The organism is Pseudomonas sp. Sample_9 (genome assembly GCF_004307535.1).
GTDB classification, from domain to species: Bacteria; Pseudomonadota; Gammaproteobacteria; order Pseudomonadales; family Pseudomonadaceae; genus Aquipseudomonas; species Aquipseudomonas mercuritolerans.
On record NZ_RAZO01000254.1, the window covers coordinates 1847 to 5620 of the forward strand.

The 3774-nt window shown below is 60.4% G+C and carries 4 protein-coding genes; all 4 read left to right on the forward strand.

Annotated features, from left to right (window positions below):
* Positions 1-247, forward strand: a 247-nt coding sequence (locus D6877_RS29635; RefSeq protein WP_206662991.1) for a hypothetical protein, incomplete at its 5' end; no start/stop codon positions are given.
* A gap of 194 nt (positions 248-441) precedes the next feature.
* Positions 442-1704: an ATP-binding protein gene (locus tag D6877_RS14400; RefSeq protein WP_016771713.1), complete on the forward strand. Its 1263-nt coding sequence runs from the start codon at positions 442-444 to the stop codon at positions 1702-1704.
* Positions 1697-2257 (forward strand): response regulator transcription factor, encoded by a 561-nt coding sequence (locus D6877_RS14405; protein WP_003221630.1) that lies wholly within the window; start codon positions 1697-1699, stop codon positions 2255-2257. The genes D6877_RS14400 and D6877_RS14405 overlap by 8 nt, the downstream gene beginning before the upstream one ends.
* Before the next feature lie 96 nt (positions 2258-2353).
* A partial coding sequence (locus D6877_RS14410; protein ID WP_130911229.1) for an ABC transporter ATP-binding protein/permease occupies positions 2354-3774 on the forward strand: 1421 nt, incomplete at its 3' end.

The following is a 3774-nucleotide window of genomic DNA, read 5'->3' on the forward strand; positions in this document are numbered from 1 at the left end:
GGAGGGCGGCGCTGCGGCGAAATGTGTGCATGAAGGCTCCTTGAATGAGGCGCAGGTGATGGGTCGCGGCCTGCGTGAACCATCAGACTCTAACTTCTATGATCCGGTTCGCCCAGTTACAACTTCTATACAGATACCTGCGCGCAGTGGGAAGTGCTTCTGTGGCGAGGGGATTTATCCCCGTTCGGCCGCGCAGCAGTCGCAAATCCGGCTGATGCGGTATGTCGGGTTAAATGAGGTCGCATGACTTGGGGCGGCTCCGCCACCCAGCGGGGATAAATCCCCTCGCCACAATTGATCTCCAATAGCCCTCGGCATCTTCTTCAACTCAGATGAATTCTCCATCGCCGCCATGTGGTCGTTTGCCGCACTTTCGCCTCTGAACCCCGCGCCTTGGTTATACTCCGTGCGATCCGCCTGGAGCGCTCATCAGGAGAGCTCATGCTCGCCCCCGTACAACTGACTTCCGCCACTCGCCAGAACCTCTGGCGGCTGACTTTCATCCGCACCCTGGTGCTCGCCGCGCAGGCCGGGTCCGTGGGCCTGGCCTACTGGCTGCAATTGTTGCCGTTGCCGTGGGTGCAATTGGCGATGACCCTGGGCTGTTCGATTCTGCTCTGCGTGTTCACTGCGGTGCGCCTGCGCACATCGTGGCCGGTGACCGAGCTCGAATACGCGCTGCAACTGGCCTGCGATCTGGTGATTCACAGTGCGCTGCTGTATTTCTCCGGCGGTTCGACCAACCCGTTCGTTTCCTATTATCTGGTGCCGCTGACGATCGCGGCGGTGACGCTGCCGTGGCGTTATTCGGTGATTCTGTCGGGCATCGCGCTGGCGCTGTACACGCTGATGCTGACGCGTTTCTATCCGCTGGAAACCTTGCCCGTCGCCCGGGAGAATCTGCAGATCTACGGCATGTGGCTGAGCTTTGCCCTGGCCGCTGCGGTGATTACCTTCTTCGCCGCGCGCATGGCTGAAGAGCTGCGCCGGCAGGAAGAACTGCGCGCGATCCGTCGGGAGGAGGGGCTGCGCGATCAGCAGTTGCTCGCCGTTGCGACCCAGGCCGCCGGTGCGGCGCATGAGTTGGGTACGCCGCTGGCGACCATGAGCGTGTTGCTCAAGGAAATGCAGCAGGACCATCCCGATGCGCTGCTGCAGGACGATCTGAAAGTGCTGCAGGATCAAGTCAAGCTGTGCAAGGAAACCTTGCAGCAACTGGTCCGCGCCGCTGAGGCCAATCGGCGCCTGGCGGTGGAGATGCAGGACGTTACCGACTGGCTCGACGAAGCGCTGAACCGCTGGCACCTGATGCGCCCGGAAGCCAGTTACCGCTTCCAGCGTCTCGGCCAGGGGGCGGTGCCGCGCATGGCGCCGCCGCCGGATCTGACCCAGGCCTTGCTGAATCTGCTCAATAACGCCGCTGACGCCTGCCCGGAAAATCTCCAGGTGACGCTGGACTGGGACGCAGAGACTTTGACCATCAGCATTCGCGACCACGGCGCCGGTGTGCCGCTGGCCATCGCCGAGCAGATCGGCAAGCCGTTTTTTACCACCAAGGGCAAAGGTTTCGGCCTGGGCCTGTTTTTGAGCAAGGCCAGCGTGACACGCGCCGGCGGCTCAGTGAAACTCTATAGTCATGAGGAAGGCGGCACGCTCACCGAGCTGCGCCTGCCCCACGGCGCCCGAGGAGACCAACATGAGTGACGAAATCCAAGTCGAAGGCGAAGAACTGCCGCATCTGCTGCTGGTCGACGACGACGCGACCTTCACCCGCGTCATGGCCCGCGCCATGGCCCGCCGCGGCTTTCGCGTCAGCACTGCCGGTTCTGCGGAAGAAGGCCTGACCATCGCCCAGGCCGATCTGCCTGACTATGCCGCGCTGGACCTGAAAATGGACGGCGATTCCGGTCTGGTCCTGCTGCCCAAGCTGCTGGAACTCGATCCGGAAATGCGCGTGGTGATCCTCACCGGTTATTCGAGCATTGCCACGGCGGTCGAGGCGATCAAGCGTGGCGCCTGCAACTACCTGTGCAAACCCGCCGATGCCGACGACGTGCTGGCCGCGCTGCTGTCCGAGCATGCCGACCTCGACAGTCTGGTGCCGGAAAACCCGATGTCGGTCGATCGCCTGCAATGGGAGCACATCCAGCGCGTGCTCACCGAGCACGAAGGCAATATCTCCGCCACCGCCCGCGCGCTGGGCATGCACCGCCGCACCTTGCAGCGCAAATTGCAGAAGCGTCCGGTGCGTCGCTGAACCTGCGCTGAACGACTATCGCCAGCCCTCGCGATAAATCGCGCCGATCATCTATGATCGGCGCGTGTCCGTTCTTTCTACTATCGAGCCTTATCCATGAATCAGAACGCTGAATATTCCGCGGTCAACGATGCTGTGCGCGGGCAGTTTTTTCGCAAAGTCTGGGCGATGACCACGCCTTACTGGCGCAGCGAAGAGAAGGGCAAGGCCTGGACGTTGCTGATTGCCGTGATCGCGCTGACGCTGTTCAGCGTATGGATCGCCGTGTGGTTGAACAGTTGGTACAAGGATTTCTACAACGCTTTGCAGAAAAAGGATGAGGCAGCGTTCTGGCAGTTGATCCTGTACTTCTGCGGTATTGCCGCTGTGGCGATTCTCGCCGCGGTTTACCGGCAGTATCTGACGCAGATGCTGACCATCCGCTGGCGGGCGTGGCTGACCGAAAAACACTTCACCCGTTGGCTTGAACACAAGAATTACTACCAGCTGGAGCAGGGCGGTTATACCGATAACCCGGACCAGCGCATCTCCGAAGACCTCAATAAATTCACCGCGAACACCTTGGCCCTTGGCTTGGGGTTGATCCGCACGATCGTCAGTCTGGTGTCCTTTTCGATCATCCTGTGGGGCGTCTCCGGGAGCATCGAGGTGTTCGGTTTCACTATTCCCGGCTACATGTTCTGGTGTGCACTGGTCTATGCGGCGGTCGGCAGTTGGCTGACCCATCTGATCGGCAGACGCCTTATCGGCTTGAACAACAACCAGCAGCGTTTCGAAGCTGACCTGCGTTTTTCGATGGTGCGGGTTCGTGAAAATGCAGAAAGCATCGCCCTCTACAACGGCGAGCCGAATGAGAACCGCCGCTTGAGCAATCGTTTCGGCCTGGTCTGGCACAACTTCTGGGACATCATGCGGGTGTCCAAGCGTCTGACATTCTTCACTTCGGGCTATGGGCAGATCGCGATTATTTTCCCGTTCATCGTTGCGGCGCCACGGTATTTCAGCGGCAAGATCGAGCTGGGCGAGCTGATGCAAATCAACTCGGCGTTCGGCAATGTGCAAGAGAATTTCAGTTGGTTCATCAGTGCTTACCAGGATCTGGCCGAGTGGCGCGCCACTTGCGATCGTCTGCTGAGTTTCCGCAATGCCATGAGCAACAACGAAGAGCGGGTGCCCGCCATCAATGTGCAGAACCAGGGCAGTGAGTTGCAGGTGCACAACCTCGGCCTCGATCTGGCCGATGGTCGTCACCTGCTGACCAACGCCGGCATGACTGTTGAACCGGGCGAGCGAGTGATGCTCAGCGGCCGTTCCGGCAGCGGCAAGTCCACGTTGTTGCGGGCGATGGGGCATTTGTGGCCGGCGGGGCACGGCAATATTCGTTTGCCGGCGGCGCGTTATCTGTTCCTGCCGCAGAAGCCTTATCTGCCGATCGGCACATTGCGTGAAGCGTTGAGTTATCCACAACCGGGCGACACTTACACGCCGGAGCGTTATGCACAGGTGCTGGAAACCTG

Coding starts and splice junctions, on each gene's coding strand:
- D6877_RS14405 (WP_003221630.1), top strand. CDS start 1,697: ATGAGTGACGAAATCCAAGTCGAAGGCGAAGAACTGCCGCATCTGCTG.
- D6877_RS14400 (WP_016771713.1), top strand. CDS start 442: ATGCTCGCCCCCGTACAACTGACTTCCGCCACTCGCCAGAACCTCTGG.